This window comes from Mesorhizobium sp. WSM4814, assembly GCF_055811595.1.
The window spans coordinates 132,357-157,070 of the sequence record NZ_JBVVQT010000009.1 but is presented as its reverse complement, the minus strand read 5'-3'; the positions used below and the strand labels follow the sequence as shown (position 1 = coordinate 157,070).

25 protein-coding genes are annotated in these 24,714 nt (G+C 62.9%); 5 read left to right on the top strand and 20 right to left on the bottom strand.

Annotation, left to right across the window (positions count from 1 at the left end; translation table 11 throughout):
• Positions 1-50 precede the first annotated feature (50 nt).
• Genes AC0L2V_RS16310 through AC0L2V_RS16300 form a run of 3 tightly spaced genes read right to left on the bottom strand, consistent with a single transcriptional unit; the run spans position 51 to position 3,377 of the window.
• Entirely contained in the window at positions 51-1,556 is a 1,506-nt protein-coding gene (locus AC0L2V_RS16310) for an ABC transporter substrate-binding protein (RefSeq protein WP_287049622.1), read from the bottom strand.
• A 59-nt stretch (positions 1,557-1,615) separates the two neighbouring features.
• Positions 1,616-2,488 carry a carbohydrate ABC transporter permease gene (locus tag AC0L2V_RS16305; protein WP_077381408.1) on the bottom strand — a complete coding sequence of 291 codons (873 nt, stop codon included), beginning with the start codon at positions 2,486-2,488 and terminating at the stop codon, positions 1,616-1,618.
• A gap of 1 nt (position 2,489) precedes the next feature.
• Positions 2,490-3,377 (bottom strand): carbohydrate ABC transporter permease, encoded by an 888-nt coding sequence (locus tag AC0L2V_RS16300; protein ID WP_031255008.1) that lies wholly within the window; start codon positions 3,375-3,377, stop codon positions 2,490-2,492.
• Between the two features lie 155 nt (positions 3,378-3,532).
• Between AC0L2V_RS16300 and AC0L2V_RS16295 the strand changes: the two genes are divergently transcribed.
• Complete coding sequence (locus AC0L2V_RS16295) at positions 3,533-4,453, top strand: sugar-binding transcriptional regulator (RefSeq protein ID WP_023799422.1); 921 nt, start codon at positions 3,533-3,535, stop codon at positions 4,451-4,453.
• Positions 4,454-4,591: 138 nt separating this feature from the next.
• On the opposite strand, the gene AC0L2V_RS16290 is transcribed toward AC0L2V_RS16295, so the two are convergent.
• Complete coding sequence (locus AC0L2V_RS16290; protein ID WP_128245667.1) at positions 4,592-5,401, bottom strand: HAD-IIB family hydrolase; 810 nt, start codon at positions 5,399-5,401, stop codon at positions 4,592-4,594.
• Between the two features lie 4 nt (positions 5,402-5,405).
• Positions 5,406-6,734 (bottom strand): sn-glycerol-1-phosphate dehydrogenase, encoded by a 1,329-nt coding sequence (locus tag AC0L2V_RS16285; protein ID WP_473520580.1) that lies wholly within the window; start codon positions 6,732-6,734, stop codon positions 5,406-5,408.
• Positions 6,735-6,872: 138 nt separating this feature from the next.
• Here AC0L2V_RS16285 and AC0L2V_RS16280 point away from each other — a divergent pair, with 138 nt between their 5' ends.
• Together AC0L2V_RS16280 and AC0L2V_RS16275 are read left to right on the top strand one after the other, a co-directional pair.
• The gene (locus AC0L2V_RS16280; RefSeq protein WP_473520579.1) at positions 6,873-7,856 is read left to right on the top strand and encodes a sugar-binding transcriptional regulator; all 984 of its coding nucleotides are present in this window, start codon (positions 6,873-6,875) and stop codon (positions 7,854-7,856) included.
• A gap of 45 nt (positions 7,857-7,901) precedes the next feature.
• A complete protein-coding gene (locus AC0L2V_RS16275; RefSeq protein WP_473508794.1) occupies positions 7,902-9,404 on the top strand; it encodes a xylulokinase in 1,503 nt (500 codons plus the stop codon).
• A 16-nt stretch (positions 9,405-9,420) separates the two neighbouring features.
• Here AC0L2V_RS16275 and AC0L2V_RS16270 read toward each other — a convergent pair whose 3' ends face one another.
• A complete protein-coding gene (locus tag AC0L2V_RS16270; protein ID WP_473508795.1) occupies positions 9,421-9,777 on the bottom strand; it encodes an ArsC family reductase in 357 nt (118 codons plus the stop codon).
• A gap of 189 nt (positions 9,778-9,966) precedes the next feature.
• Positions 9,967-10,320, bottom strand: a complete 354-nt coding sequence (locus AC0L2V_RS16265; protein WP_473508796.1) for a SnoaL-like domain-containing protein — start codon at positions 10,318-10,320, stop codon at positions 9,967-9,969.
• A gap of 223 nt (positions 10,321-10,543) precedes the next feature.
• On the opposite strand from AC0L2V_RS16265, the gene AC0L2V_RS16260 reads away from it, so the two are divergent.
• On the top strand, positions 10,544-10,810 hold the full coding sequence (locus AC0L2V_RS16260; RefSeq protein ID WP_473508797.1) for an AbrB/MazE/SpoVT family DNA-binding domain-containing protein: 267 nt from the start codon (positions 10,544-10,546) through the stop codon (positions 10,808-10,810).
• 71 nt (positions 10,811-10,881) lie between these two features.
• On the opposite strand, the gene AC0L2V_RS16255 is transcribed toward AC0L2V_RS16260, so the two are convergent.
• Genes AC0L2V_RS16255 through AC0L2V_RS16225 form a run of 7 tightly spaced genes read right to left on the bottom strand, consistent with a single transcriptional unit; the run spans position 10,882 to position 17,496 of the window.
• Positions 10,882-11,865, bottom strand: a complete 984-nt coding sequence (locus AC0L2V_RS16255) for a 2-dehydropantoate 2-reductase (protein WP_473508798.1) — start codon at positions 11,863-11,865, stop codon at positions 10,882-10,884.
• The gene (locus tag AC0L2V_RS16250) at positions 11,865-13,400 is read right to left on the bottom strand and encodes an acyl--CoA ligase (protein ID WP_473508799.1); all 1,536 of its coding nucleotides are present in this window, start codon (positions 13,398-13,400) and stop codon (positions 11,865-11,867) included. The genes AC0L2V_RS16255 and AC0L2V_RS16250 overlap by 1 nt, the downstream gene beginning before the upstream one ends.
• On the bottom strand, positions 13,393-14,091 hold the full coding sequence (locus tag AC0L2V_RS16245; protein ID WP_473508966.1) for a fumarylacetoacetate hydrolase family protein: 699 nt from the start codon (positions 14,089-14,091) through the stop codon (positions 13,393-13,395). Before AC0L2V_RS16245 ends, AC0L2V_RS16250 begins: the two co-directional genes overlap by 8 nt.
• A gap of 2 nt (positions 14,092-14,093) precedes the next feature.
• Positions 14,094-14,849, bottom strand: coding sequence for an ABC transporter permease (locus tag AC0L2V_RS16240; RefSeq protein WP_473520578.1), 756 nt, complete (start codon positions 14,847-14,849; stop codon positions 14,094-14,096).
• A 6-nt stretch (positions 14,850-14,855) separates the two neighbouring features.
• Positions 14,856-15,659, bottom strand: coding sequence for an ABC transporter ATP-binding protein (locus tag AC0L2V_RS16235; RefSeq protein ID WP_473508801.1), 804 nt, complete (start codon positions 15,657-15,659; stop codon positions 14,856-14,858).
• 1 nt (position 15,660) lies between these two features.
• The gene (locus tag AC0L2V_RS16230; RefSeq protein WP_023799435.1) at positions 15,661-16,488 is read right to left on the bottom strand and encodes an ABC transporter permease; all 828 of its coding nucleotides are present in this window, start codon (positions 16,486-16,488) and stop codon (positions 15,661-15,663) included.
• A 12-nt stretch (positions 16,489-16,500) separates the two neighbouring features.
• Positions 16,501-17,496, bottom strand: a complete 996-nt coding sequence (locus AC0L2V_RS16225) for an ABC transporter substrate-binding protein (RefSeq protein WP_473474898.1) — start codon at positions 17,494-17,496, stop codon at positions 16,501-16,503.
• Between the two features lie 177 nt (positions 17,497-17,673).
• Between AC0L2V_RS16225 and AC0L2V_RS16220 the strand changes: the two genes are divergently transcribed.
• Positions 17,674-18,366 (top strand): FadR/GntR family transcriptional regulator, encoded by a 693-nt coding sequence (locus AC0L2V_RS16220; protein ID WP_128167736.1) that lies wholly within the window; start codon positions 17,674-17,676, stop codon positions 18,364-18,366.
• 57 nt (positions 18,367-18,423) lie between these two features.
• On the opposite strand, the gene AC0L2V_RS16215 is transcribed toward AC0L2V_RS16220, so the two are convergent.
• From AC0L2V_RS16215 to AC0L2V_RS16190, 6 genes are all read right to left on the bottom strand, one after another.
• Entirely contained in the window at positions 18,424-19,851 is a 1,428-nt protein-coding gene (locus AC0L2V_RS16215; protein WP_473508802.1) for an aldehyde dehydrogenase family protein, read from the bottom strand.
• A gap of 39 nt (positions 19,852-19,890) precedes the next feature.
• Entirely contained in the window at positions 19,891-20,976 is a 1,086-nt protein-coding gene (locus AC0L2V_RS16210) for an ABC transporter ATP-binding protein (protein WP_473508803.1), read from the bottom strand.
• Positions 20,966-21,574: a cupin domain-containing protein gene (locus AC0L2V_RS16205; RefSeq protein ID WP_473508804.1), complete on the bottom strand. Its 609-nt coding sequence runs from the start codon at positions 21,572-21,574 to the stop codon at positions 20,966-20,968. Before AC0L2V_RS16205 ends, AC0L2V_RS16210 begins: the two co-directional genes overlap by 11 nt.
• Before the next feature lie 239 nt (positions 21,575-21,813).
• Positions 21,814-22,884: an ABC transporter substrate-binding protein gene (locus AC0L2V_RS16200; RefSeq protein ID WP_473508805.1), complete on the bottom strand. Its 1,071-nt coding sequence runs from the start codon at positions 22,882-22,884 to the stop codon at positions 21,814-21,816.
• Positions 22,869-23,747, bottom strand: a complete 879-nt coding sequence (locus AC0L2V_RS16195) for an ABC transporter permease (RefSeq protein ID WP_473508806.1) — start codon at positions 23,745-23,747, stop codon at positions 22,869-22,871. Before AC0L2V_RS16195 ends, AC0L2V_RS16200 begins: the two co-directional genes overlap by 16 nt.
• Complete coding sequence (locus tag AC0L2V_RS16190) at positions 23,744-24,631, bottom strand: ABC transporter permease (protein ID WP_473508807.1); 888 nt, start codon at positions 24,629-24,631, stop codon at positions 23,744-23,746. Before AC0L2V_RS16190 ends, AC0L2V_RS16195 begins: the two co-directional genes overlap by 4 nt.
• Between the last annotated feature and the right edge of the window lie 83 nt (positions 24,632-24,714).

Sequence of the window (24,714 nt, the reverse complement as noted above, 5' to 3'; positions counted from 1 at the left end):
TGTCGATACCCCGGGCTGGCGGCCTTCGGGCAGCCAGCCCGGGGGAAGACTCAGCCCTTGGCGACGAGATCGTCGACCTGGGTTTTCAGGGCGTCGAGCGATTCCTTGGCCGAGCCCGACTGGCCGGCGAAGTATTTGCCCAGCGCAACCGGGATCATGTCGCTCGAGAGTTCTGCCCATGCCGGCAGGTCGGGCTCGGATCCCATGTAGTTGGCGATGGTGTCGCGCACGACCGGCAAGTGGCGGGTCGTGCCGGCGCCGACACGCGCATTGGCCAGCACGCGCGGATCGTCATAGACGCTGGTGCGCGTTGGCCCGGTACCGCCACCCAGAACCGTTATCAGGGCTTGGGTATCGGCTGAGGTCGCCCACTGCATGAAGATCCAGGCGGCGTCCGGGCTCTTCGAGTATTTCGATACCGCGAGCGAAGAGCCGCCCTGGTGACCAACGCCCGGAATCTCGCCGAACCCGGTCTGCTCGACGGTGCGCAGCGTCGCGGCAGGTTTCGGCGGAACCATCGCTTCCATCAGGCCCGAGACCTTGGAGGCCTTGGGATCGTCGAAGAACGGGAAGAATTCGCCCCAGGACAGCATCGAGGCGGCGACGCCCTGGCCGACCGACTGGCCCTCGCCATCCCATGTCCAGCCGTCGACGCCGGGCGGCATCGTCGCCTTGAGCTTGTCCCAGTAGGCCATGGCGGCCAAGCCGGCGTCGTCATTGCCGGTGAACTTGCCGTCGGGGCCGAAAATCGAACCGCCATGGCCCCAAAGCCACGCCGTCCAATCGCATTCGAGGCTGTAATGGCCCGATTTCATCTGGCCGCTGGTGCCGTACATGTTCGGGCCCTTGGCGTCGGTGATCGCCGCAGACGCCTTCAGCAAATCGTCCAGCGTCGCCGGAGGCGGCAGCTTGAGCTCGTCCCAGACGTCCTTGCGGTACTGCATGATGAAGATCGGGATGTCGTAGGGTACGCCGACCATGCGGTCCTCGTACATGGCGATACCGTCGACGAGCGGCTTCAGGAAGTCGTCGATGTTGTAGTTCGGCATTGCCAGGTCGGCGTTCTTGAGCTGCTCGCGCGGATCGAAGACGTCCTGGCTGAAGCTCGCCGCCCAGCTCTGGTCGATATAGTAGAGGTCGTAAGTGCCGAGGCTCGAAGCCACGTCAAGGGTCAGCTTCTGCAGCACCTGCTCGAGCGGCAGCACTTCGATCTCGACCTTGATGCCGGTAGCCTCCTCGAAATACTGCTTGAGCTGCGTGGCGATGGCATTGGACGGCGGTGTCGATTCGGTGGCGAGACGGAGCGTCGTTCCGGCAAAGGGCTTGCCGACATCCGAGAGCCATTTGGTGATTTCGGCGCTGGGCTTCAGTTCCTGTTCCTGAGCCGATGCCTGGCTGATGCCGTAGAACGGACGCCGTCCCAGGCCCATGCCGAGCGCGCCGGCGCCGAGGCCGAGAATGCCTGCTGCGCGAAGAAACGAGCGGCGGTCCATCTGTCCGCGAACGAAGCGGTCGGTGACAGAGGCAAGATGCGTCTTTCTGATGCTGTCTTTCATTGTCTACTCCTCCGGTTTAATTCGCGATTTTCTCAAGGCTGCGAATTCGAGCCTCCCATCTATTGTTTCAACGATCCCATCGTGAGACCGCGCACGAGGTGCTTCTGAACCAACAGAATGAAGATGAAAGCGGGAATGATGGAGGCGGCGCCAAGCGCGGCCATGTTGCCCCAGGCGGTGCCGATCGAGGTGACGAAGGTCGACGAGACGACTGGCACGGTCTTGACCGACGTGGTGGTCAGGGTCAGCGCAAACAGGAATTCGGTCCAGCTGAAGATGAAGCAGAGCACCGCCGTGGCGGCAATGCCGCCCTTGGCCATCGGCAGCACGATCCTGCGAAAAATCATGAAGCGACTGGCGCCGTCGACGATCGCGCTTTCGTCGATCTCGGAGGGAATGTCGTCGAAGAAGCTCTTCATCAGGAGGACGGCGAGCGGCAGGTTCATCAGCGCGTGGATCAGCACCATGCCGGTATAGGTGTCGATGAGACCGAAATTCTTGTAGATGAAGAACATCGGCACCGCGACCGCGACGGGCGGCATCATGCGCGTCGACAACACCCAGCCGACGAAACTGTGCCGGCCGCGGAAGTTCATGCGCGACAGGGCATAGGCGGCAAGCGTGGCGATGGCGACAGCGAGCACGGTCGACAGCGTCGCGATGACAATCGAATCCCAGACGCGCGGCGCCATGTAGAAATTGCCGCCGCCCGGCGTCACGGTGATGCCGCCGCTGCCCAGCGAAATCCCGAACACCTTCTGGAAATTGTCGAAGGTCGGCGTGAAGGCGAACAGTTTCGGCGGCCGGTTGAAGATGTCGTTGCCGTGTTTGAACGCCACCGACGTCCAGTAGTAGATCGGAAAGAAGAAGATCGCGACCACAACCCAGGCGGCGATGGTGCGAAGCATGCGGGTCGAGAAGGAGCCGTTCATTCTACCACCTCACCTTGGCGATACGGATGAAGAGGTTGGCAATGACGAGGATGATCACCAGGGTGACGAGGCTGAGCGTGGCTCCATAGCCCCATTTTACGAAGCTGAACGTCTGCTGCCATGCATAGAGGGACAGCGAGTAGGTCGACGCTCCCGGCCCGCCGGAGGTCATGACGAAGACGTAGTCGAAGACGCGGAACAGATCGATGCCGCGGACCAGCACGGCGATGGCGATCACCTTCGACATCATCGGCAGGGTGATGCGCCGGAAAATCTGGAACGACGACGCGCCGTCGATCATCGCGGCCTCGTAAGGCTCCGGCGGCAGCGCCCTGAGACCGGCAAGGAAGATGAGCACCATGAACGGCGTCCACTGCCAGATTTCCGCGACGAGAACGCCGGCAAGCGCGGTCGACGCGGTGGCGAGGATGGGGTTGTTCGAATTGAGCAGTCCGATCGACTGCAGGAGATAGCTGATCACGCCGAACTGCGGATCCTCCATCAGCAGATACATCATGCCGACAATGGCCGGCGGGATGACGAGCGTCATCGTCAGCACGCCGCGCAGGAATCCGAAACCGAAGCCGTCGCTGTCGAGGAGCAGCGCGATCGCCATGCCGAGCACCAGCTCGAAGATCAGCGCGATGGCGAAATAGGTGAAGGTGATGACGAGCGACTGCCAGAACCGCGTGTCGTTCCACAGCTGCACCCAGTTTTCCGTTCCGACGAATTCGAGCGCCCGCCGGCGCGGGACGAACTCATGGAAGCTCAGCCAGATGTTGTAGATGAGAGGATACACGGTGAAGACAAGCAGGATCGCCACCAGCGGCAGCAGCCAGGGCAGCGGGTGATCCGAAATGACGAAACGTCTGGCTTGGGCAACCCGCACGCGTTCCTCCCGAACCGCTTCGTTTTGCGATGCACAAATGTTCATATCTTGTGCATTTGTTCAAATGCTATATCGTCGCCCTGTCTGTGGCAAGCACTTGTTGGCCGGCTACAGCGGCATTCGGATGGGTGCGCCACAAGCATCGGAGGACCCTCATGACGTCGATCGGTCTGCTGGCACGGGTTGCCCATCAGTATTTCGTGCTGGGCGAAACGCAGCAGGCCATCGCCGAGCGGCTGCAGATCAACCGCACCAAGATCCACAGGCTGCTGGCGGAGGCGAAGGAGCGCGGCATCGTCTCGATCCGCATCAATGCCGGGACGTCCCAGGCGCTCGAAATGGAAGAACAGCTCAGGCGGAAGTACCGGCTCGACATATGCAGCGTCACACCTGATGACACCGGGTCGGAACTCGGGCTCTCCGAAGTGATCGGCATCTATGCCGCGCAGACGGTCGAGACGCTGCTCAGGGACGACATGACGGTTGCCATGGCGTGGGGCCGAACCATGCGATGGCTCGCTTCCAACATCGAGCCGGTGGCGCTCAGAAACGTTACCGTCGTGCCGCTTCTCGGCTCGCTGTCGCGCCGGTCGTCGATCGACAAATACGACGCCGCCGCCGTCTTTGCCCAGCGCACCCAGGCCGAATCCTATTATCTCCCCGGACCCATCATCTGCGACAGCCGTGAAAGCCGTGAGACGATCCTGCAGCAACCGAGCGCGCGCGAGGTTATCCAGAAGGCGCTGAACGCCGACCTTGCGCTGATGAGCGTCGGCGGCACAACCAGTTCGACGCTGCGGAGCGTCGGTTACATGACCGACGAGGAATTCGACGATATCCTGAGACTGAAGCCGATCGGGAACTTTCTCGGCTATTTCTTCGACCGGGACGCCGAACTCATCGACCATCCCGTCAACGAGCGCATTGTCGGGGTCTATCCTCGCGACACGCTGAACATTCCCAAGCGCATCCTCGTTTCCGGCGGAAAGAACAAGGTCGGCATCATGACCAAGCTCCTGGAAAAGGGATTCTTCACCGGCCTTATCACCGACCAGGGGACGGGCAGTTCGCTGTGACCGGCCGGGGTTGCGGCGGCAGCCGAAGCTGCCGTGCGATGTTGCCTGGCGCATCGCGCCCGCTTGCCTAAGCCGTCCCTGGTTCGGTTCCATCGCCTGCAGAACATCCTTTTTTGCCGCATTTTTCGCGCCCGCCGATCAGCCCAATCCCGACCTCCGGTTCGCCAGGATCATATCGGCAATCTCGACGAAGCCGCGGCCACCCCGCGACCTGGCGACGAAAGCGGGTTCGGCGTCGATCTGTCCCTGGAAATCCACCACATTCGCGACCCCGAACGCGTTCGGAAAGAACCCGAACATCGGGGCGTCGTTCGGGCTGTCTCCAACGAAAGCATAGGCCTGCCTTTCAGCATCGAGATCGGTTCCCAGCCTCTCGCTTGCAAAGCGGCGCGTCATCGCCAGCTTGTCGTATCGGCCAAACCAGCCGTTCACATGGATCGACGAAATCTTGGCGACAGCGCCGGCCTCCTCGAAAATCTGCTTGATGCGCCTGGCATCGGACAGCGGCAGCGCCGGAACATCCTCGCAAAAGTCGATGGCCAGGTCGGCTTCGCGATATTGCTGGTCGGCGGATACTGCCGAACCCGGCACCTCCTGGACAATGCGCTTTTCCAGTTCGGTGAGCCTGCGCCTGTTTTCCCGGCGTTCGTCAGCGCTTGCCGCGAAAACCCGGATCATCTTCCGCGTTGCTTGATCATAAGCGAAGTAAAAAGCGCCATTTTCGCCGACCACGCCGGTGACCGGCCAGAACCGGGCAATCATGTCGCACCAGCCTGCCGGTCTCCCGGTAATGGGAGCAACGACAAGGCCCGCCTCGTGCAGGCGTTCGAGCGCACGGTAGGCATCCGCCGGAAGACGACCCTCGGTGGTCAGCGTGTCGTCGATATCGCAGAAGACGCCGCGAATGCGCGATGCAGTTTCGGGTCCGAATTCGGCGAGGTCGCGCATCCGGTCAGGCTTCCCCACGCGCAAAATCCTCCAGCATTCCTGCATCCGCAGCAATGTCGAGGAACGAGAAGCGATTGCGCATCTCCCGGCAATGAACGACGGCTTCGCGATAGAAATCGGCCGGCGTGCCCAATTCGGCCGCTGAAATCGGCCCGCCGGTCGATTTCAGCAGGCGCTGCATCTCGTCGACAGGCACCATGAATTGCTTGAGCTCCTGCCTGAGTGTCGGCCAGAGCTCCTGCAGCCGCTCGTTGAATGCCGCGGCGGCAGTCTCGTCGAAGGCCTTCTTCTTCAGTTCGTCGAGACATTGTGCGGCGACAGCCGGGCCCATGCGGCGGACCATGTCGTCAGGATCGATCTTCGTCGCCTTCACCACCGGCGGCTTGTCGCTTGCAAACATGGCTTGCTGCAATCGCGCCATGGTGAGCGAAGCGACGCCGACCTGGGTGCCGTGCAGCGTGCCGGGGTGACGCTCGCCGGCGAAACAGTCGATGTAGTGCGATATCTGATGCTCGCCCATGGAACCGTGATTGGAGACGCCGGTGAAGGAAATTCCGAGACCGCAGAGCGTCAGCACGCGATAGAGGTAGCCATTGGCCTCGATGTCGTGTTCGGCAAGATTTCCGGCACGCTTGTTGAGCGCCGTCTCATCCTTTTCCTGGATGAGAAAAGGGACCTGATGGTAGGCAGTGCCAAGCAGGCGGTGCGACATCCACCAGTCGATCTGGGCGACCGAGCGGCAAAGGCAGTCACCGAACCCCGCCGCCGACAGGTACGTCGGGGCGGCAGCGGAGACGCCAAGATCGACGAAAAAGCCTGATGGGGCGTGGGAAGGCAGCGATACCTTCAGGCCGCTTTCAAGTGTGATCGACGCAGTCGTCGACGTGTAGCCGTTCATCGAACCGGCCGTCCCGAACACGCAATAGCGCCGTCCATTCCTTCCCGTGACGAACTTGCAGAGATCGTTGATGGTGCCGGAACCGACCGCGACCACGGCATCCGCATCGGCGAGTTTGACGGCCAGGCTTTCGACATTGGCCATGTCGGCATGCGGGTGATCCAGGATCACCACATCGACAGGGCCGAGCGTCTTCAGTTCGCGCGCAACGCGCTCGCCAAGCGCCCCATAGGTGGCGGCATCCGCAACAACCGTGAACCGCTCGCCCAGATCGAGCTCCGAAACCAGATCGGCCGCCCGCCCGTCGAGGCTTTCTTCGATGACAATCCGGTCATACGGCACCACGGCCTTTTTCCCGGTCTCCGGGTTGGTCCAGCGCCCGTCCAGAATGTCGTCGATCAATGCCGTCCAGGATCCGGCTGCCGGATTGGTCATGACGTCCTCATGCTGGCGACCCTGTAATCGAGGCGCAGGAGCGTTGGCGTTACAAACAATAGTCACCTGTCACTGTCTTTTGTCAAGCATTTGCCCGCGACGCTTGACTTCGTTCTGCAAACCTGCGGAAAAAGGGACATGAATGCCAACGCCGACATTGACGTAGTCCGACCATCTGGGCTCTCGGCACTGCCGCCCGAATTCGACAGCGCGGTGGCGTGGGCCGCCTGGCTCTACTATGTCGACCAGCTCAACCAGAGCGACGTGGCCAAGGTCATGAACGTCTCCAGGGCGAGCGTGGTGCACTATCTGCAGGAGGCGCGCGAAAGCGGACTTGTCGCCGTGCAGGTCGATCACGACGCTTTTGCCCGCACCTTGACCTCGCGGCGTCTCATGGAAAAATACGGGCTTCGCGGCGCAGCGGTCATCCCCGACCTCGATCCCAACGACGCCGACCGCCGCATCGGCGAAGCGGCAGGACGGTTGCTGGCGTCGATGGTCGATCCGGGCGACACGATCGGCGTTGCCTGGGGAAAAACGGTGCTCGCTGCCGCCCGCTCGATCCCACGACTACGGCATGACCGGAACCTCACCGTCGTCCAGCTCTCGGGAAGCTCGATCGGGACCAGCGATTTCTCGCCGGAATTCTGCACCTCGCTGATGGCCAATCGGCTCGGCGCCCGCTGCATCAACCTGCTTGCCCCGGCGATCGTCTCCACCGACGAACTGCACGACCAACTCATGCAGGAGCCGATGCTCGTCAACCAGTTCCGCATGATCCATGCCGCCGGCAAAGTCATCTTCGGGATCGGCGATATCGGGCCGGAGAGCACCTATGCCCGAGCCGGGATATCGGATGCCGCCGCACTTGCCGGCATGATCGAGCAGGGCGCGCTCGGGGTCATCATCGGGCGGTTCATCGACGCTCAGGGAGCCGCTTTCGCAACGCCGCTCGACGGACGAACCATCGGCATCACGCTGGACGAACTGAAAGCGGTGCCGGTCCGCATCTGCGCCGCCGGTGGCGCCCGCAAGATGGCGGCGATCAGGGCCGGGCTCGGCGGCGGATATGCGACACATTTTGTCACCGACATGGCCACCGCGAACAGTCTCTTGGAATAGCCGGTAACCAGCACCGGTGGAACTCATCGTCTCGGGAGGACAATCATGGGCAGCAGCGACGGACCTCTTGTCGTCGGCCTCGACAGTTCCACCCAATCCTGCAAGGCGATTGCCTGGAGCCGGGACGGACGAGCCGTGGCGGAAGGCCGGGCGCCGCTCGAACTGATGAAGCCGAGGCCGGACTATGTCGAGCAGGAGGTCACCGACTGGTGGCGGGCCGCAACAGCGGCGCTGCGACAGCTTGTCGACGCGGTCGACGCGACACGCATCGCCGGGATCGCGATCTCCAACCAGCGCGAGACCGTTGCCCTCATCGACGGCGCCGGCGCGCCGATCGGACCCGCCAGCCTGTGGCTCGATGAACGCGCCGCCGGGCTGGTCGACCGTTTCGCGGCGGAGATCGGCCGTGAGCGACTGCACCAGATCACCGGCAAGCCGATCGACGTGACGCCGGTCGTCTATCGCCTGAAATGGCTGCGCGAGAACGAGCCGGAACGGTTGGACCAGGCGAACAAAATCCTCGACGTGCATGGCTATCTGACGCTGAGACTGACGGGAACGCCAAGCGCGAGCTGGACCAGCGCCGATCCGTTCGGTCTCTTCGACATCTCGCGCAAGGCATGGTCGCAGCCGATCCTCGATCATCTCGGCATCAAACCGTCGCAACTTCCCAATGCGGTGCGGTCCGGCACGCGAGTCGGGACCGTTCATGCCGCAGCCGCCGCCGCAACCGGCCTTTCGGAAGGAACGCCGGTGATTGCCGCCGGCGGCGATGGGCAATGCGCCGGGCTCGGCGTCAATGCCATGCGCGACGGCGTCGTCTATCTCAATCTCGGAACCGCGATCATCGCGGGAATCTGGTCGCCAGAACCGGTGGTCGGCGCCTTCTGGCGCACCATGACCTCGCCAACCGGCGATGGCTATTTCCTCGAGGCCGTGCAGCGGGCGGGCGTCTATTTCGTCAACTGGTTCGTCGACATGTTTGCCGGCGGGCGCTCCGATCCGGCGATCTTCGACCGCCTCGAAAGGGAAGCGGCGGCCGTGCCGATCGGCTCGGACGGACTTCTCGCCGGCACCACCCTGGTCGGCTGCATGGACCCGCACTGGGATCCGAGCGCACGCGCCAGCTTCATCGGCATGCACCCCTCGCACACGCTCGGTCATTTTTATCGTGCAGGGCTCGAGGCAATGACGCTGCAAACCGCCCGGGCTCTTGAAGAGATGCGCAGCCATGGTCTTTCGCCGGCGCAAATGGTGGCGATCGGCGGCGGCGCCAACAGCAAGCTTTGGACAAAGATGATCGCGGACGCAACCGGGATCGCGATCCATAAGGGTCACAATGCCGAAGCCTCGTCGCTCGGTGCAGCGATCAGCGCGGCGGTCGGCATCGGATGGTTCGAGGGTTTTGCCGAGGCTGCCGATGCGATGACGAGCATCGCCGAGACAATCGAGCCCGACCCCGGCTGCCGCGCAGCGTGGGACGCGCTCTCGGCCAGGCAGGCCAAGGTCTTTTCCGCGACCCGATTCGCCTGGCGAACCGGAGCGTGAAAAGCATCCCGTCCGGCTACTTCAACCCACCTACCGCCTGCTGATAGACATCAGGCTTGAAGCCGACGAGGATACGATCGCCGAGATCGAGGACCGGCCGCTTGATCATCGTCGGTTTGGCCAGCATCAGCGCCTTGGCCTTCCTCTCGTCGAGGCTCAGCCTGTCCGTGTCCGACAGTTCGCGAAACGTCGTGCTCGACTTGTTGAGCAGGGTTTCCCAGCCGACCTTGCCGGACCAGCCGTCGAGCCTATCCGCCTCCAGCCCCTCGACCCTGTAGTCGTGAAAACGATAGGCGACATCGTGGCTTTCCAGCCAGATGCGCGCCTTTTTGATCGTGTCGCAATTGGTGATGCCGTACATGGTGATCGTCAATATTTTGGCCCTCGGGCTGGTCGCTCATCGAATCTGCCGCACCCTAAACCACCGTTCAAGCATTGCCAGCTGCCATATGTGAAGAGGATTTGAGCTTGCTCACATGGCGGCCAGGGCATCGTCCTGGCCGCCATGCCTGATCACCAACGATGCAGCGAGTGACAGAGCTTCCGAAATCCGGTTTCAGCCTCAATAATAGAAGCGCTCTTCGGCAATTTTGCCGTTCTTGACCGTGTACAGACCAACCTCATCCATGCTGACACGCTCGCCTGTAGCCTTGGGCGTTATGTCAAACTTGAAGCGCACTGCGAACTGGTCGCCGTTGACATATGGGCCCTCGACCGCGCCGCCATGAACTTCGTGGTTCTCTTCCCACCACTGGCCCTTCTGCCTCACGGCTTCCTTGCCACGGCAGACGGCCATCGGCCCTTCCATCGCTTCGTAGCTGACGATGTCGTCGGCATTGTACTTCTCAGCCGCAACATCGTTTTGACCCTGCTTGAGCAGATCTGTGAAATCCTTGGCAATTTCCGCGGTGGTCATATGTTCCTCCTGTTCAGACTAATTCCAAGTAGGGCACTTGCTGGCCTGCCACGATGAATAGCGCGTGCCAGCCCCTGCCCTCAACCAATTATGATGCGACGAACGCGTGAACAAAACAGGAACAAACTGGAGAGTCAAGTGGAGATCGAGCCGGCCGGGGAAGGCCGGCGCTCGAATGTAATGCAGTTTTGCATTATGTCTGTTTTACTCAGGAGATTCTGCCATGACGACACTGACCGTAACAGCACGGGGGCAAGTCACTTTTCGGAAAGAAGTGCTTCAACACCTCGGCATCAAGCCGGGAGAAAAAATCGAACTGGATTTGCTGCCGGATGGCCGGGCAGAGCTAAGGGCATCGCAGCCGAAGGGATCGTTTCGGGACCTTCATGGCTTCCTGAAAGGCAAGACGAATGGCCAGGTTCTCACTATTGAGGAAATCAATGAGGCAATTGCCGAGGCTGGTGCGGCCGCCGGGGCCGGCAAGGAATGAAGATCACGGCTGATACGAATGTAAAGGGCATTCCACCCGCCTCCTAAAGGCGAGCGCCTGATAAAATTGTCTCACACCGGATAGCAGCCGCGCTCGATGGCGAGGCGGCGCACCAGCGCCAGCAGGCTGTCGATGGTCGGCGTCGGCTGGGCGGTCAGCCGGCCAAGCTCCTGGACCGCCGTCACCAGCGCATCGATCTCCATCGGCCGGCCACGCTCAAGATCCTGCAGCATGGAGGTCTTGTGCTCGCCGACGTCGCCGGCGCCCTTGATGCGGCGGTCGACCGAGATCGGGAAACGAACGCCGAGGCTTTCGCCGATCGCCTGCGCCTCCAGCATCATGGTGCGGGAGAGCGTGCGGGTGGCCTCGTCGGCAACAATTGCCGCAAGCGTGCTGCCGGTCAGCGCGGAAATCGGGTTGAAGGAGAGATTGCCCCACAGCTTCACCCAGATCTCGCTGCGGATGTCATCGCGAACCGGCGCCTGCAGCCCCGCCGCAATCATCTCCTCGGCAAGCCGCGTGACACGCTCGCTCTTCTCGCCCGAGGGCTCGCCAAGCGAGAACCGCTTTCCCTCGATATGGCGGACCAGGCCGGGCGCATCCACCTCGGCCGCGGGATAGACGACCGAGCCGATGACGCGATCCGGCCCAAGGCGGTCCCAGATCAGCCCGCCGGGATCCACCGCTTGCAACCGCGTGCCTTCGAGCGGCCCGCCGATGCTGTGGAAATACCACCAAGGCACGCCGTTCTGCATGGTGACGACGGCCGTCCCCTCGCCCAGCAGCGGCGCGATCTGGTCGAGCGCTGGCGCAACCGAATGGGCCTTGAGCGCCAGCACGACATAATCCTGGGCGCCTAGCTCCTGCGCCTGCGCGGCGGCCCTGACCGAGGCGACGGATTCATGACCGTCTTCGATCAGGCGGAGCCCGTTTGCCATGATCGCGTCGAGATGCGCGCCGCGCGCCACGATCGACAGATCGACGCGGCCGGCCATGGCAAGCTTGGCCGCGAGATAGCCGCCGATCGCGCCGGCGCCAAAAATGCTGATCCGCATTATCCCAGCCCAGGTTTTGCAAGACCGAGTTTGGCCGCGAGGCCGATGCGCTGCAGCTTGCCGGTCGCGCCCTTCGGGATTTCGTCCAGGATCAGGACAATGCGCGGCACCTTGAAGTCGGCAAGCCGTGTCGCGGCAAAGCTGCGGATTTCGCCTTCTGTGGCGGCCATGCCCTCGCGCAGCACGATCGCAGCCGCGACCTCCTCGCCGAGCTTGTCGTGCGGCGTGGCGAAGGTGACGACCTGCGCCACCGCCGGATGGTCCATCAGCACGTCGTCGACCTCGAGCGGCGAGATCTTCTCGCCGCCGCGGTTGATGATCTCCTTGAGCCGGCCGGTGACGCGCAGATAGAAGTCTTCATCGAGCACGCCCTGGTCGCCGGTATGAAACCAGCCATGCGCAAAAGCCGTGGCATTGGCGTCCGGATTGTTCTCGTAGCCCGCGGTGACATTAGGCCCGCGAATGACGATCTCGCCGGTGTCACCGGGCTGCAGCAATTGCCCGTCCGGCGCCATCACCGCCACCTCCGGTCCGGCCGCGGCGCCGACGCTGCCCGGCTTGCGCAGGCCCGGCGGCAGCCGGTTCGAAGCCATCTGGTGCGCGGCCTCGGTCATGCCGTAGGATTCGATCACCGGGCAGCCGAAGGTCGCCTCAAGCTCGGCCATCACTTGCGGCGGCAGCGATGCCGAGGACGAGCGGATGAAGCGAAGAGGCGCGTCGGCCAATGCCTCGGCATTGCGCGTTGCGCGCGGCAGTATCGCCTGATGCATAGTCGGCACGGCCGTGTACCAGCTCGGCCGCGCCTCGCCCAGCCAATGGAAGAAGCGCAGCGCGTTGAAACCCGGCGTGCAGAAGACGCTGCCGCCGGCGGCGAGCGAGGACAGCACCGCCGCGATCAACCCATGGATGTGGAACAGCGGCATGATGTTGAGGCAACGATCGCCGGCCGTCAGACCGAGCGTCGCGCCGATATGAGCGGCCGAGGCGGCGAGATTGGCGTGGCTGAGCGGCACCAGCTTGGGTCGTGACGTGGTGCCGGACGTGTGCAGCAACAGCGCGATGTCGCCGTCTTCAGCCAGGCCCGGCGAAACAGACGGACCAACCGGTTTGCCCTTGATCTCAAAACTGCCGGCTGGCGCGTCACGCAGTGCCGTGAGCCTGAGCACCGCTATGCCGAGGCGCTCGGCCACGGTCACCGCCGGGCCGCTTTCGTCTTCGGCGACGAGGATCGCCTTGGCGCCGATGTCGGAGAGATAGAAATCGAGCTCGTCGGCCCGGTAGGCCGGATTGAGCGGCGCCGTCGACGCCGCCGCCGCCACCGCGACAAAGGCCGTCGCCATCTCCGGCCCGTTCGGCAGCACGATGGCCACCCGGTCGCCACAGCCGAGGCCCAGTGCATGCAATTGCGCTGCCGTCTCGGAGATCAGCTGGCGCAGCCCGCCATGCGTGAGCGTGATCCTGTCGGGTGCCGAAATCGCCGGCGCATCGTCGGCTCCGGCGGCAAGCCGCTCAATGATCGAGGCTGCTTCAGACAACGCGAACCTCTAGGTCGCCGACGCCATCGATATGACCGCGAAGAACGTCACCGCGCACGATCGCGCCGACGCCCGCCGGCGTGCCGGAAAGAATGATGTCCCCCGGCATCAGCGTGAACAGACCTGACAGATAGCTGATCATTTCCGGAACCTTCCAAATCATCTGGTTGAGGTCGCCGGTCTGCTTTCGCTGACCATTGACGTCCAGCCAGATCGCGCCCTGGCTGGGATGGCCGGTCGAGCTTGCCGGAACCAATGGCGTGCATGGCGCCGATGCCTCGAAAGCCTTGCCGACCTCCCATGGACGGCCCATGTCCTTCGCCTTCCCTTGCAGGTCGCGCCGCGTCATATCGAGACCTACGCCATAACCGAACACGCAGTCCAGAGCCTTTTCGACCGGGATGTCGGTACCGCCGCTCTTCAGCGCCACGACCATTTCGATCTCGTGATGAACATCGTTGGAGGCCGGAGGGTACGGAAATTCTCCTGTCGTATCGAGGTTGTCGGGGTTCTTCTGGAAGAAGAATGGCGGCTCCTTGTTGGGGTCGTGTCCCATCTCGACGGCATGCGCGGCATAGTTCCGCCCGACGCAATAGACCCGGTGCACCGGAAACATCTTGTCGGTTCCCGCCACCGGGATGCTCGGGATTGCGGTTGGTTCGATGACGTAGCTTGAAGTCGTGCCGTGCATGTTCACTGTCTTGCTCCTGCGTAGTATTCGACCTTGGCTTCGGCCCGTTCGATCAGTTCGGCGATCAGCAGGGCGAAGGCAAAAAGGATGATGGTCAAGGCCCAGAATTCGGCCATGCGGAAATTTCGCGAGAAGGTTTCGAACAGTGCACCGTAGCCGACGATGGCGACGAGCAACTGGCCGATGACGACGCCCTTGACGCCGCGTATGAGGCCGAGGCGAATGCCGGCAAGGATTTCCGGAAGGGCCGCCCACAGGATGATCTTGCTATAGAGCGCCGGGCGCGAGGCGCCGTAGGAACGCGCCATCTCGATCAGCGACGGCGAGATATGACGGACCCCGGCGCGGGTGTCGAGAACGACGATCCAGATCGCAAACAGGAACACCGCCGCAACGATCGTCTTCTCGCCGAAGCCGAACAGGATCATCAGCACCGGGACGATCGCCGAGAGCGGTGCGCTTGAAAAGATGTTGACCCACATGCCGAGCAGGTCGTCGGCGATCTTGACGCGTCCCATCAGGATACCCAATGGCACGCCGACAACGATCGACAGGGCCATGCCCGTCGCGAAGGCGCGAAGGGTCGTGACTGTCGCGCTCTGCCAGGACGGCGTCTGCACCAGGCTGACCGCTGCAACCAGCACGTCGCTAAACGGCGGCAGCAGAAAGACAAGGTCGAGCCGGCCGACGATTTCCCATACGACGCACCAGACCAGCAGGGACGCCATCATGGGCACACGGTGGCCAAACAAGGTCACGGCCGCTCACTCCACATACTGCTTCAGCCCCTGCCAGATCTCCTCGACAGTATCGAGATAGTGCCTGTCGCGATGGATGCGCTCGGGGTCGCCGGAGCGATCGATTTCCGGTTCGATGATCTGCGAAACCCGGCCGGGTCTCGGCGACAGCAAGACGATGCGGTCGGAGATGTAGACCGCTTCCTCGATCGAGTGCGTCACGAAGATGAAGGTCTTGTTCTGGTTGGTGCGCAGCCGGATCAGGTCTTCCTGGAATTTCCGCCGGTTCTGCTCGTCGACCGCCGAAAACGGTTCATCGAGCAGCAGGACGTCGGCATCGACCGACAAGGCTCGCGCCAGGCCGACGCGCTGGCGCATGCCGCCCGACAGTTCGTGCGGGTATTTGTCCTCGAAGCCGGCGAGACCCACCTCGGCGATGTAGCGTCGGGCGATCTCCTCGCGCTCGGCCTTGTTGGTGCCGCGCAACTCCAGTCCGAAGGCCACGTTGCGCATCACCGTCGCCCACGGCATCAGCGCAAAATCCTGGAACACGAAAGCGCGTTCGGGGCCGGGTGCGGTGACGTGCTTGCCGTTGATCGCGACGGTGCCGCCATCGGCCCGTATCAGCCCCGCTATGATCTTCAGCAGCGTCGTCTTTCCGCAGCCGCTGGGTCCGAGAAGGCTGGTCAGCTTGCCCCTGGGAAAGTCGAGGTCGATGCCGCGCAGCGCCTCGACATTGCCGTAGGTCTTGGAGATTCCCCTCACTTCCACGATTGAATCGATCGGTGCGGGAACCGGCGACGGTCCATTTCGCAATGCGGTCGCGCCCATCTTAAGCACCTCTGCTCTCGGGCCTGAAAACGCGGACTTCCACCCACTGCAGAAAGACGAGCGTCAGGGTGGAAAGCGCAATGATCGAGGCGATTGTTGCGTACATCTCGGCGTAGTCGGCGCGCGAGCGGTGGAAGGTGATGAGGTCGCCGATGCCGGTCGGGGTGATCAGCAGTTCGGCGAGCACCACGCCGACGAAGCCGGCAGCGACGCCGAGGCGCAAGCCGGCAAAAATCACCGGGCTGGCGTCCGGAAGGATGATCTTGGCGACGGTCTGCCAGCGGGTGCCGAGGAAGGATCGGCACATGACCAGCAGCGACTCGTTGACGTTGCGCACGGCCTTGTAGGTGTTGAGCACGATGACCGGCAGCGCCAGGATCATGACGGCGAGCGTCTTGGCGGTCATGCCTATTCCGTAGACAAAGGTGACCATCGGAATGAAGGCGGCGACCGGTGCTGCCTGAAGCACGATGAACACGGGGATCACCAGCCATTCGCCGGTGCGCCACAGACCACAGATCGTGCCGAGGCCGACACCCAGGAACGCCGACAGGACAACGCCAAGCACCAGCGGCTGCAGCGTCGAAAGGTAGGCGGTCGCCAGGCTGCCGTCGGCGAGCAGTCCGAAGAACGCGACGACCGTGTCGGAAAAGGTCGGGAAGGCGAAGCTGACCGGAATGCGCCCAGCCACCTCCCAGATTCCCGCGAACAGGGCGATCGACACCAGCCTAAGCAGGACCGGCTGGTCCCACGATGCGCCCGTTGCGCTGCGATTGGAAAGAGGAGCGAGGCCGGCAGCCTCGCCGTCGGTTCTGATGCTTACGGCCATCCGGCAGGCCGCCTATTTCTTGCCGAGCTTGGCGACGGCGCGGTCGATTGCGGAGACGTCCCAGAAGTCCTCGACCTTGAGGCTGGCGGGATCGCCTTCGATCTGGCCGGCAAGGCTGAAGAAGGCAAAGTCGTCCTTGGCCGCATCGGCTCCGCCGCCGTTCAGCGCAAGACTGCCAGCTTCCGCGGTTTCCTTGTAGTATTCGGTGATTTCGCTGTCGGCTTCAGCGCCGAGATCCGGCAGCAGTTTGTATTTGTTGCGAAGCTCGACCGCGACCGCGGGGTTCGCGGTGATCTCGCGCGCGGTCTTCATCAGTTCCTCGACCAGGATGTCGACGTCGGCGGCGTTGTTCTTCAGATAGTCCGCGGTCGCGAAAAGCGCTTCGTCCGAGGCGCCGAGATCCTCGACCGGCAAGACGATGAACTTGCCGGGGGCTTCGGCCTCGAGCGCGCGCCTGTTGGCGGCATCGACGATCGACGCCTTGATGGTCCCTTGGAGCAGCGCATTGCGGCGAACCTCGGAACCCGGGACATAGCTGATGTTGCCGAGCTTGATGCCGTGGTTTTTCGCCATCAGCAGCATGACCGCCTCGGTGCCGGAGCCGCGCGCCTGCACGGCGACCTCCTGCCCGTCGAGATCCTTCCATTCCTTGTAGAATTCGCTGTTGACGACGGGAAAGAAGCGCAGCGTCGATATCTGCGCGAAAATGCGGATCGGCACGCCGACCTTCTGGATCAAGGTATAGGGCGCGCCAATGCCGACATCGGCCTGGCCGCCGACAATGGCCTGGGCAGCCAGATCCTCGTCATTGAGAACAATGAGCTCGACATTCACGCCGCGCTCCTTGGCCCGCTCTATCGCGGCGAGCGTCTGAATGGATTCAATGCCCGGAAGGTCGCCGAATGCGATGCGCATGTCGCCCGCATTTGCGGCCGACAAGGGCGCTGCACATGCCAGGACCGCGGCGAAAGCGGTGGCAAGGATGGTACGTCTGGACACGCCGGCCATTGTCATTCCTCCCGTTTTTTGTAACCATTTCCTTGATTGGTTAAGACTACGGGACGAATTGGTCAAGGAGAAACTGCACCGTATCGAACGGGCGTGCCCAGAAACTCGGCAGTTGACGGTTTGAGCTAATCGTTTTAACACCGACAAAGGGAAATCATATGCGGATTGGTTAAATTGATGGACGATCCCGGTAATGGCGGCCACGCCGCCTTGGTTCAGCTGCAGGCCTATCTTGCCCAGATGGATCATGCCGGTGAGACGCGGCTGCCTGCCGAGCGGGAACTGTCGGAGAGCCTCGGCGTATCGCGCGGCGATCTCCGCAAGGCGCTGGCGGTTCTCGAGAAGGACGGCCGCATCTGGCGTCACGTCGGCAGGGGCACCTTCGTCGGCAGCGGGCCGGTCGAGGAGACGATCGGCATTTCGGAAATCGCCGGGCGCACCAATCCGGCCGATGTGATGCGCGCACGGCTCATCCTCGAGCCGGAGATTGCGCGCGAAGCGGCGCTGCACGCCACGCTTTCGGATATCGCCGCGATGCGGCAATCGCTGGTGCAGACGCGGGAAGCCGTCACATGGCGGCAATATGAGAATGTCGACAATCTGCTCCACCGGCAGATTGCGCAGGCGAGCCGCAACAATGTTCTGCTCGGCCTGTTCGACGTGCTGAACGCCGTGCGCCGCACCGTGGTCTGGGGACGTCTCCGTTCAGAAGGCGTCCGTCCTCCGGCAGACCATCACAGCTTCGCCGACCATGAACGGATCGTCGAGGCGATCGCCGAGCGTGACCTCGGCGGTGCGGCGGCAGCGATGCGCCTGCATCTCCAACAAGTCGAGCGGCGCCTGATCCCTGTCCGCGAAGCCGCCGAATAGCTCAGATGACCCGCTACAGCGACCTTCTTGGATGCGCGGCGCTGTTCGGGTTAAGCCCTACGCGCCGTAGCCGATGATGCCCTTGATCTCGAGGAAATCGTGGATCGCCCAATCGGCATATTCGCGGCCGTTGCCGGATTGCTTGTAGCCGCCGAACGGCGCGAAGGTGTCCCACTCCGGATAGTTGATCGAGACCTGCCCGGCGCGCAGCCGGCCGGCGACTTTTCGCGCGTGGTCGACATCCCCTGATTGCACATAGGCGGCTAGGCCATAGACGGTGTCGTTGGCGATTTTCACCGCGTCATCGTCGTCATCATAGGAGATGACCGAAAGCACCGGCCCAAAAATCTCCTCCTTCTCGATGGTCATGCCCGGCGTGACGTGGCCGAAGACCGTCGGCCGCACGTAATAACCGCGATTAAGATGCTCCGGCCGGCCGGGACCGCCGGCGACCAGCGTTGCACCCTCGGCGATGCCGGCCTCGATCAGCCGCTGGATCTTGTCGAACTGGATGTTGCTGACCACCGGCCCGAGCCTGGTCTCTTCCGAGCGCGGATCGCCGACCTTGTGCGCCTCGGCCGCCTTCTTGGCGATCGCCAGCGCCTCATCGTGGCGGGCGGCCGGCACCAGCATGCGCGTCGGCGCGTCGCAGGACTGGCCGCTGTTGCCGAAACAGGCGTTGACGCCCTTGCGCACGGCTCTCTCGAAGTCGGCATCGGCAAGCACGATGTTGGGCGATTTGCCGCCGAGTTCCTGCGCCACGCGCTTGACCGTCTCGGCCGCCGTCTTGGCGACGATGATGCCGGCCCGGGTCGAGCCGGTGAAGGAAACCATGTCGACATCGGGATGTCCGGCCATGACCTGTCCGACATCCGGACCGGTGCCGTTGACCATGTTGTAGACCCCCTTCGGCGTGCCGGCCGCTTCCATCACTTCCGAAAAGACGATGCCGCTGATCGGCGCGATCTCGGAAGGCTTCAGCATGACCGTGCAGCCGGCGGCGATCGCCGGCGCCACCTTGCAGACGATCTGGTTAAGCGGCCAGTTCCACGGCGTGATCAGCGCGCAGACGCCGATCGGCTCCTTGACCACCATGGTGGCGCCGCGCTTCTCGCTGAATTCGTAATCCTCCAGCGCCTTGATGGTGGACTCCATATGAGCCCTGCCCGCCCATGCCTGCGCCTCGCGCGCCCAGGTGATCGGCGCGCCCATCTCCTGGCTGACAGCCTGGGCGATGTCCTCGTAGCGCTCGTTGTAGACTTCGAGGATGCGCTTCAGCAGCTTCAGGCGCTCGGCCTTGCTGGTTTGCGAAAAGGCCGGAAAGGCCGCCTTCGCCGCCGCCACGGCGCGATCCACATCGGCCTTCGAGCCGACGGAGATTTTGGTGTAGGCCTCTTCGGTGGACGGATCGATCACATCCAGCGTCGCCGGCACCACGGGCGCGACCCACTTTCCGTCGATAAAGAAGTTCAGGTGATTGCTCATGGGTAGTGCTCCGGTTTTCTGGAAAGGATGAGGGTCGGATTAGCTGGGCAGCATAGGGCAGTTAGCGCCGCGGCGCAGGCTGATATGCGCCACGTCGCCGACGCGGAATTGAAAACCTTCCGCCCGGCGTGGCGCATCGATCACCACCGGTATCCCCTGCCCCAATTCGGCGTGCAGGCGCAAGGTGCGGCCGTGAAAGACGATGCTGCTCACCCGCACCGGCGCGGTGCCGATCGCTGCTTCGGTCGCCGCCAAAAGATCCTCTGGACGCACTCCGATGGTTCGCACCGCGCCTTCTCCCGGCACTTCGCCGGTTTCCGATGTGGCTTCGAGCGGCAGGGCGCCGGCGCTGAAACGCAACCGATCGCCGTCACGGCCGACAAAGCGCGACTGCAGCAGGTTCATCGTGCCGATGAAACTGGCGACGAATTTTGTGGCGGGCCGGTCGTAGAGCGTGGCCGGCGGTGCGATCTGCTCGATGCGGCCCTTGTTCATGACGACGATACGGTCGGAGATCGACAGCGCCTCGGTCTGGTCGTGGGTGACCATGACGAAGGTGGTGCCGAGCCGCGACTGCAGCCGCTTCAATTCGACCTGCATCTGTTCGCGCAGATGCGCATCGAGCGCCGACAGCGGCTCGTCGAGCAGCAGCACACGTGGTTCGCAGACAATCGCACGGGCAAGCGCGACGCGCTGACGCTGGCCGCCCGACAATTCGGACACGCGGGCGCCGAGCTTCTCGGCAAGGCCAACCATGTCGAGCGCTTCGCCGACGCGCTTTGCCTGTTCTGCCCCGGAAAGCTTGCGCAGCGACAGGCCGAAGCCGACATTTTCGGCGACGTCCATGTGCGGAAACAGCGCATAGTCCTGGAACACGGTGTTGACGGGACGGTCGAACGGCCGCAGCGAAGTAACGTCACGGCCGTCGAGCAGCACCCGTCCGTTGGATGGGCTTTCAAATCCTGCGATCACCCGCAGGCTAGTGGTCTTGCCGCAGCCAGATGGGCCGAGCAAGGTCAGGAACTCGCCGCGGGCGATGTCGAGATCGACGGCGTCGAGACCGACGATGCCGCCGGGGAAAATCTTCGATACCGCATCCAGCCGGACGAGAGGATCAGGCGCCATCGCGGACCTCGGACGCTTTGGTCGTGTTGACCCAGAGGATCTGGCAGCGCTCGGTGCCCGGATTGCGGAAGGCATGCAGCAAGGTGCTTTTGAAGGCGAAGCTGTCGCCGGTCTTCAGCCCGTAGGTGGTTGAATCGATCACGAGTTCGACCTCGCCCGACAAGATGAAACCGAATTCGTGGCCGGGATGGGCGTAGGCTTCGACGGTGCCGCCACCGGCTTCTACCGTCACCAGCATGCCGGTGAGCGTAGCGGCCGGCGGCGACAGCAGCGCCTTGGCAATGCCTTCCGACTTCACCGGGATCTGGCGCCGACTGTTGGCGCGCACGCAATAGAGATCGCTGACGGCATTGTTGCCGTCAGCAATCAGCGCCGACGGCTCGATGTCGAGAGCGGCGGCGAGCGGCCAGATCACCTTGACGCGAAGCGAGGACAAGCCGCGCTCGATCTGGCTGAGCGCACCGATCGAAACGCCGGCCTTGGCGGCAAGCTCGGCCAGCGAAAGACTGCGTTCCAGCCTGAGCGCCCGCACGCGCCGGCCGACCCGCACATCGGCGTCGTCTTTCAGCTTTTCAGCCGCTTGGTCCAGTACATCCATCTGTTTCCCGACCTCGTTTTCGGTATCCTGGAGCGGCGCTTCGCGGTTCTCCCTTCTCCCCTTGTGGGAGAAGGTGGATCGGCGCGCGCCGAGACGGTTGAGGGGTGCTGGCCGGAGCGCGGTTGTGCCGAGCTGGACCACCCCTCATCCGACGGAGCTGAGCCTGTCCTCGGGCTTGCCGAAGGCAAGACCCGTGGGCTCGGCCACCTTCTCCCACAAGGGGAGAAGGAAGAGCGAACTCAGCCGCCTGCCTTGACCTTCTCGAACATCTTGGCGAGTTCGTCATTCTGTTTCATCGGCCCGGTGAAGACGGTAGTCTTCAGTATCACTTCCGGATCGGACGGCAGTTGCAGCTTTTCCAGTTCCTCCTTCGGCACCCCGGCGAAGGCCGAGCTGTTTGAGCTGCCGTAACCATAGGTCTGAATCAGGTATTTTCCCGAATCCGTCTCCAGCCGGCTGTTGATGAAATCATAGGCGAGGTCGACATTCTTGGCGTCCTTGAGCATGACGAAGCCGCACGACCAGGTCAGCATGCCTTCCCTAGGCTTCATGAACTCGACCGGCACGCCCTGCTTCTTCAGCGAGGTGGCCGACGCGTTCCAGGTCATGGCGGCGACCAACTGGCCGCTCGCCAGCGCCTGTTCCACCGAGGTCATGTCGGTGGTGTAGTTGGAGAGCAGCGGGCGCTGCTCGCGCAGTTTTTCAGCCACCTTTTCCATCTGTTCCGGCGTCATGTCGAACGGATTGACACCGGCGAGAAGCGCCGCCACCACCGGCGTGTCGTGGACGGCATCGATCGTCGCCATGCGCCCGGCATATTGCTTGTCCCACAAAAGGTTCCAGCTTGGCTCCGGGTTCTTCACCAGATCGGTGCGGTAAAGGATCGAGGTGTTGCCCCAGTCCCACGGCACCATCCAGACTTTGCCGTCGCCGGCCTGCAGGTCGGGCAGGTTCTTGAAAACCGGAAAGATCGAATCCCAGTTCTTGATGCGCTTGGTGTCGATCGGCTGCAGCAGGCCTTCCTTGTTCCAGCGCGCCACCTTGTCGTAGCAGGGATGCGCGACGTCAGGACGGAAACCGGCCTTGACCTTGGTGAAGGCGTCATCGTCGTCGCCGAACATCGAGGCCTCGACGCCATCGGGGTGTGCGGCGAGGAAGCTCTTGTTGAAGTCGGGAAGTTCGTAGCCCGACCAGGTGAAATATTGCAGCTTGTCGGCCGCAAGCGCGACGGTAGACGAAAGCGCCAGCGCGAAGGCTGCCAATCCGGCTTGGACTGTCTTGCGATTTATCGATTTCAGGTCGAATGCCATTGCAGTTCTCCTCTTTCGGTTTCTTCTGGTTTGGACAGGTTGGCGGGCACTGGCCGCTGAGCGGCGGCGAGCCCGCGATGGCGCAGGATTTCGGCAATTGCCGCGATGACGAAGGACACGGCCAGGATGGCCGTGCCCAGTGCCATGACGGTCGGCAGCGATTTCGGGAAACGCAGCTGGCTCCAGATATAAAGCGGTAAGGTCGGTTCGGTGCCGGCGAGGAAGAAGGCGACGATGAACTCGTCGAATGAGGTCAGGAAGGCCAGCATGAACGCTGATACAATGGCGGGCAGGCTGAGCGGCAGCATGACCCGCCTGAATGTCGTCAAGTCGGAGGCGCCGAGATCGAGTGCCGCCTCGTGGATGGTCTTGGGGATAGCGGCGAAGCGGCTTTTCATGATCACCACCGTCGTCGGCAGCGCCACCAATATGTGGCCGAGCACGATGGCGGTGCGTGACGGCCCGAAGCCAATGAGGTTGACCAGGATCAGCAGCGAGATGCCGACGATGACGCCGGGGATCAGGATCGGCAGCCGCGCGATGGCGCTGATCGTAAAGGCAAGCGGCGAACGGCCGAAGAGATCCATGTAGGACACGGTGATGCCGCAGAGCGTGGCACCGGTGGCGGCAATTGCACCGATGACCAAGCTGTTGGCAAGCGCGCCGGACAGCGCCGAATTGCCGGACAGCGTCGTGTACCATTCAAACGTGAAGCCTTGCAGCGGAAACGCCGCCTGGATCGAATCGTTGAAGGAGAACAGCGGGATCAGCGAGATCGGCAAATAGAGGAATACCAGGTAGACAAGGACGTAGGCGCCGAGCCAACTCCCACCTTTCTTAGCGTCTTTCCGCGCGGCGCTCATGTCCGGCTGCCAAATCTGCGGTCGGCGGAACGCACGACCAGCACCACGGCAAGGATGACCAGCATGACGGCAACGGCGAGTGCTGCGCCGAACGGCCAGTCATTTGCCTTGCCGAACTGGGCCTGGATCAGCGAGCCGATCATGGTGCTGGCAGGGCCGCCGACCAGCGCGGGGGTGACATAATCGCCGACCGTCGGCACGAAGACGACGAGAGCCGCCGCCAGCACCCCCGGCATCGAATTCGGCAGCACGACGCGGCGAAAGCTGGTGAACGGTCTGGCGCCGAGATCGGAAGCAGCTTCGAGCAGCGATTTCGGGATCGTGTCCAGCGCCACATAGATAGGCAGGATGGCGAACGGCGCATAGGCGTGAGCCAGCGTGACGACGACGGCGGCCGGCGTGTTGAGAAACGCCAGTGTCGGTTCGGACCAGATGCCGCTTTCGATGAGCGCCGAATTCAGCACGCCATTGTAGGCAAGCACGATCTTCCAGGCGAAAACGCGCAAGAGATAGCTGGTCCAGAACGGCAGCGTCACCAGAAACAGCAGCAGCCCGCGCCGCCGTCCGGCATGGAAGGCCAGGTAGTAGGCGACGGGATAGGCGGTGACGACCGTCGCCAGCGTCACCAGGCCGGCAATGGCCAGCGAGCGCAGCGTTACCGTCCAGTACAGCGGGTCGGATGCCACGGTGATGAAATTCGCAAAAGTGAAGCCGTAGCCCAGCAGCGAACCGTCATTGCCGCGAAGGGCAAGGAAAACCACGAGGCCGAGGGCAAACAGGATCAGGAAGAAGGTGACCAGCCCGCCCGGCAGCAGCATGGCCAACCGGAAACCCGTCGAGGACCGGGACTCCGGCAGCGGCTGCCTTGCAACGATGGTCGACATCGGGGTTGCCCATCGAAATTTGAAATCACTTAAGAATTTTTCAGAATCGTGAAACTGTCAAGCTGATTCCTGCATCGGCATAA

Excerpts from the sequence above, each read along its gene's own strand:
- AC0L2V_RS16310 (WP_287049622.1), bottom strand. The coding sequence starts at position 1,556 with ATGAAAGACAGCATCAGAAAGACGCATCTTGCCTCTGTCACCGACCGC.
- AC0L2V_RS16305 (WP_077381408.1), bottom strand. The coding sequence starts at position 2,488 with ATGAACGGCTCCTTCTCGACCCGCATGCTTCGCACCATCGCCGCCTGG.
- AC0L2V_RS16295 (WP_023799422.1), top strand. The coding sequence starts at position 3,533 with ATGACGTCGATCGGTCTGCTGGCACGGGTTGCCCATCAGTATTTCGTG.
- AC0L2V_RS16290 (WP_128245667.1), bottom strand. The coding sequence starts at position 5,401 with ATGCGCGACCTCGCCGAATTCGGACCCGAAACTGCATCGCGCATTCGC.
- AC0L2V_RS16285 (WP_473520580.1), bottom strand. The coding sequence starts at position 6,734 with ATGACCAATCCGGCAGCCGGATCCTGGACGGCATTGATCGACGACATT.
- AC0L2V_RS16280 (WP_473520579.1), top strand. The coding sequence starts at position 6,873 with ATGAATGCCAACGCCGACATTGACGTAGTCCGACCATCTGGGCTCTCG.
- AC0L2V_RS16275 (WP_473508794.1), top strand. The coding sequence starts at position 7,902 with ATGGGCAGCAGCGACGGACCTCTTGTCGTCGGCCTCGACAGTTCCACC.
- AC0L2V_RS16265 (WP_473508796.1), bottom strand. The coding sequence starts at position 10,320 with ATGACCACCGCGGAAATTGCCAAGGATTTCACAGATCTGCTCAAGCAG.
- AC0L2V_RS16260 (WP_473508797.1), top strand. The coding sequence starts at position 10,544 with ATGACGACACTGACCGTAACAGCACGGGGGCAAGTCACTTTTCGGAAA.
- AC0L2V_RS16255 (WP_473508798.1), bottom strand. The coding sequence starts at position 11,865 with ATGCGGATCAGCATTTTTGGCGCCGGCGCGATCGGCGGCTATCTCGCG.
- AC0L2V_RS16245 (WP_473508966.1), bottom strand. The coding sequence starts at position 14,091 with ATGCACGGCACGACTTCAAGCTACGTCATCGAACCAACCGCAATCCCG.
- AC0L2V_RS16235 (WP_473508801.1), bottom strand. The coding sequence starts at position 15,659 with ATGGGCGCGACCGCATTGCGAAATGGACCGTCGCCGGTTCCCGCACCG.
- AC0L2V_RS16230 (WP_023799435.1), bottom strand. The coding sequence starts at position 16,488 with ATGGCCGTAAGCATCAGAACCGACGGCGAGGCTGCCGGCCTCGCTCCT.
- AC0L2V_RS16225 (WP_473474898.1), bottom strand. The coding sequence starts at position 17,496 with ATGGCCGGCGTGTCCAGACGTACCATCCTTGCCACCGCTTTCGCCGCG.
- AC0L2V_RS16220 (WP_128167736.1), top strand. The coding sequence starts at position 17,674 with ATGGACGATCCCGGTAATGGCGGCCACGCCGCCTTGGTTCAGCTGCAG.
- AC0L2V_RS16215 (WP_473508802.1), bottom strand. The coding sequence starts at position 19,851 with ATGAGCAATCACCTGAACTTCTTTATCGACGGAAAGTGGGTCGCGCCC.
- AC0L2V_RS16210 (WP_473508803.1), bottom strand. The coding sequence starts at position 20,976 with ATGGCGCCTGATCCTCTCGTCCGGCTGGATGCGGTATCGAAGATTTTC.
- AC0L2V_RS16205 (WP_473508804.1), bottom strand. The coding sequence starts at position 21,574 with ATGGATGTACTGGACCAAGCGGCTGAAAAGCTGAAAGACGACGCCGAT.
- AC0L2V_RS16200 (WP_473508805.1), bottom strand. The coding sequence starts at position 22,884 with ATGGCATTCGACCTGAAATCGATAAATCGCAAGACAGTCCAAGCCGGA.
- AC0L2V_RS16195 (WP_473508806.1), bottom strand. The coding sequence starts at position 23,747 with ATGAGCGCCGCGCGGAAAGACGCTAAGAAAGGTGGGAGTTGGCTCGGC.
- AC0L2V_RS16190 (WP_473508807.1), bottom strand. The coding sequence starts at position 24,631 with ATGTCGACCATCGTTGCAAGGCAGCCGCTGCCGGAGTCCCGGTCCTCG.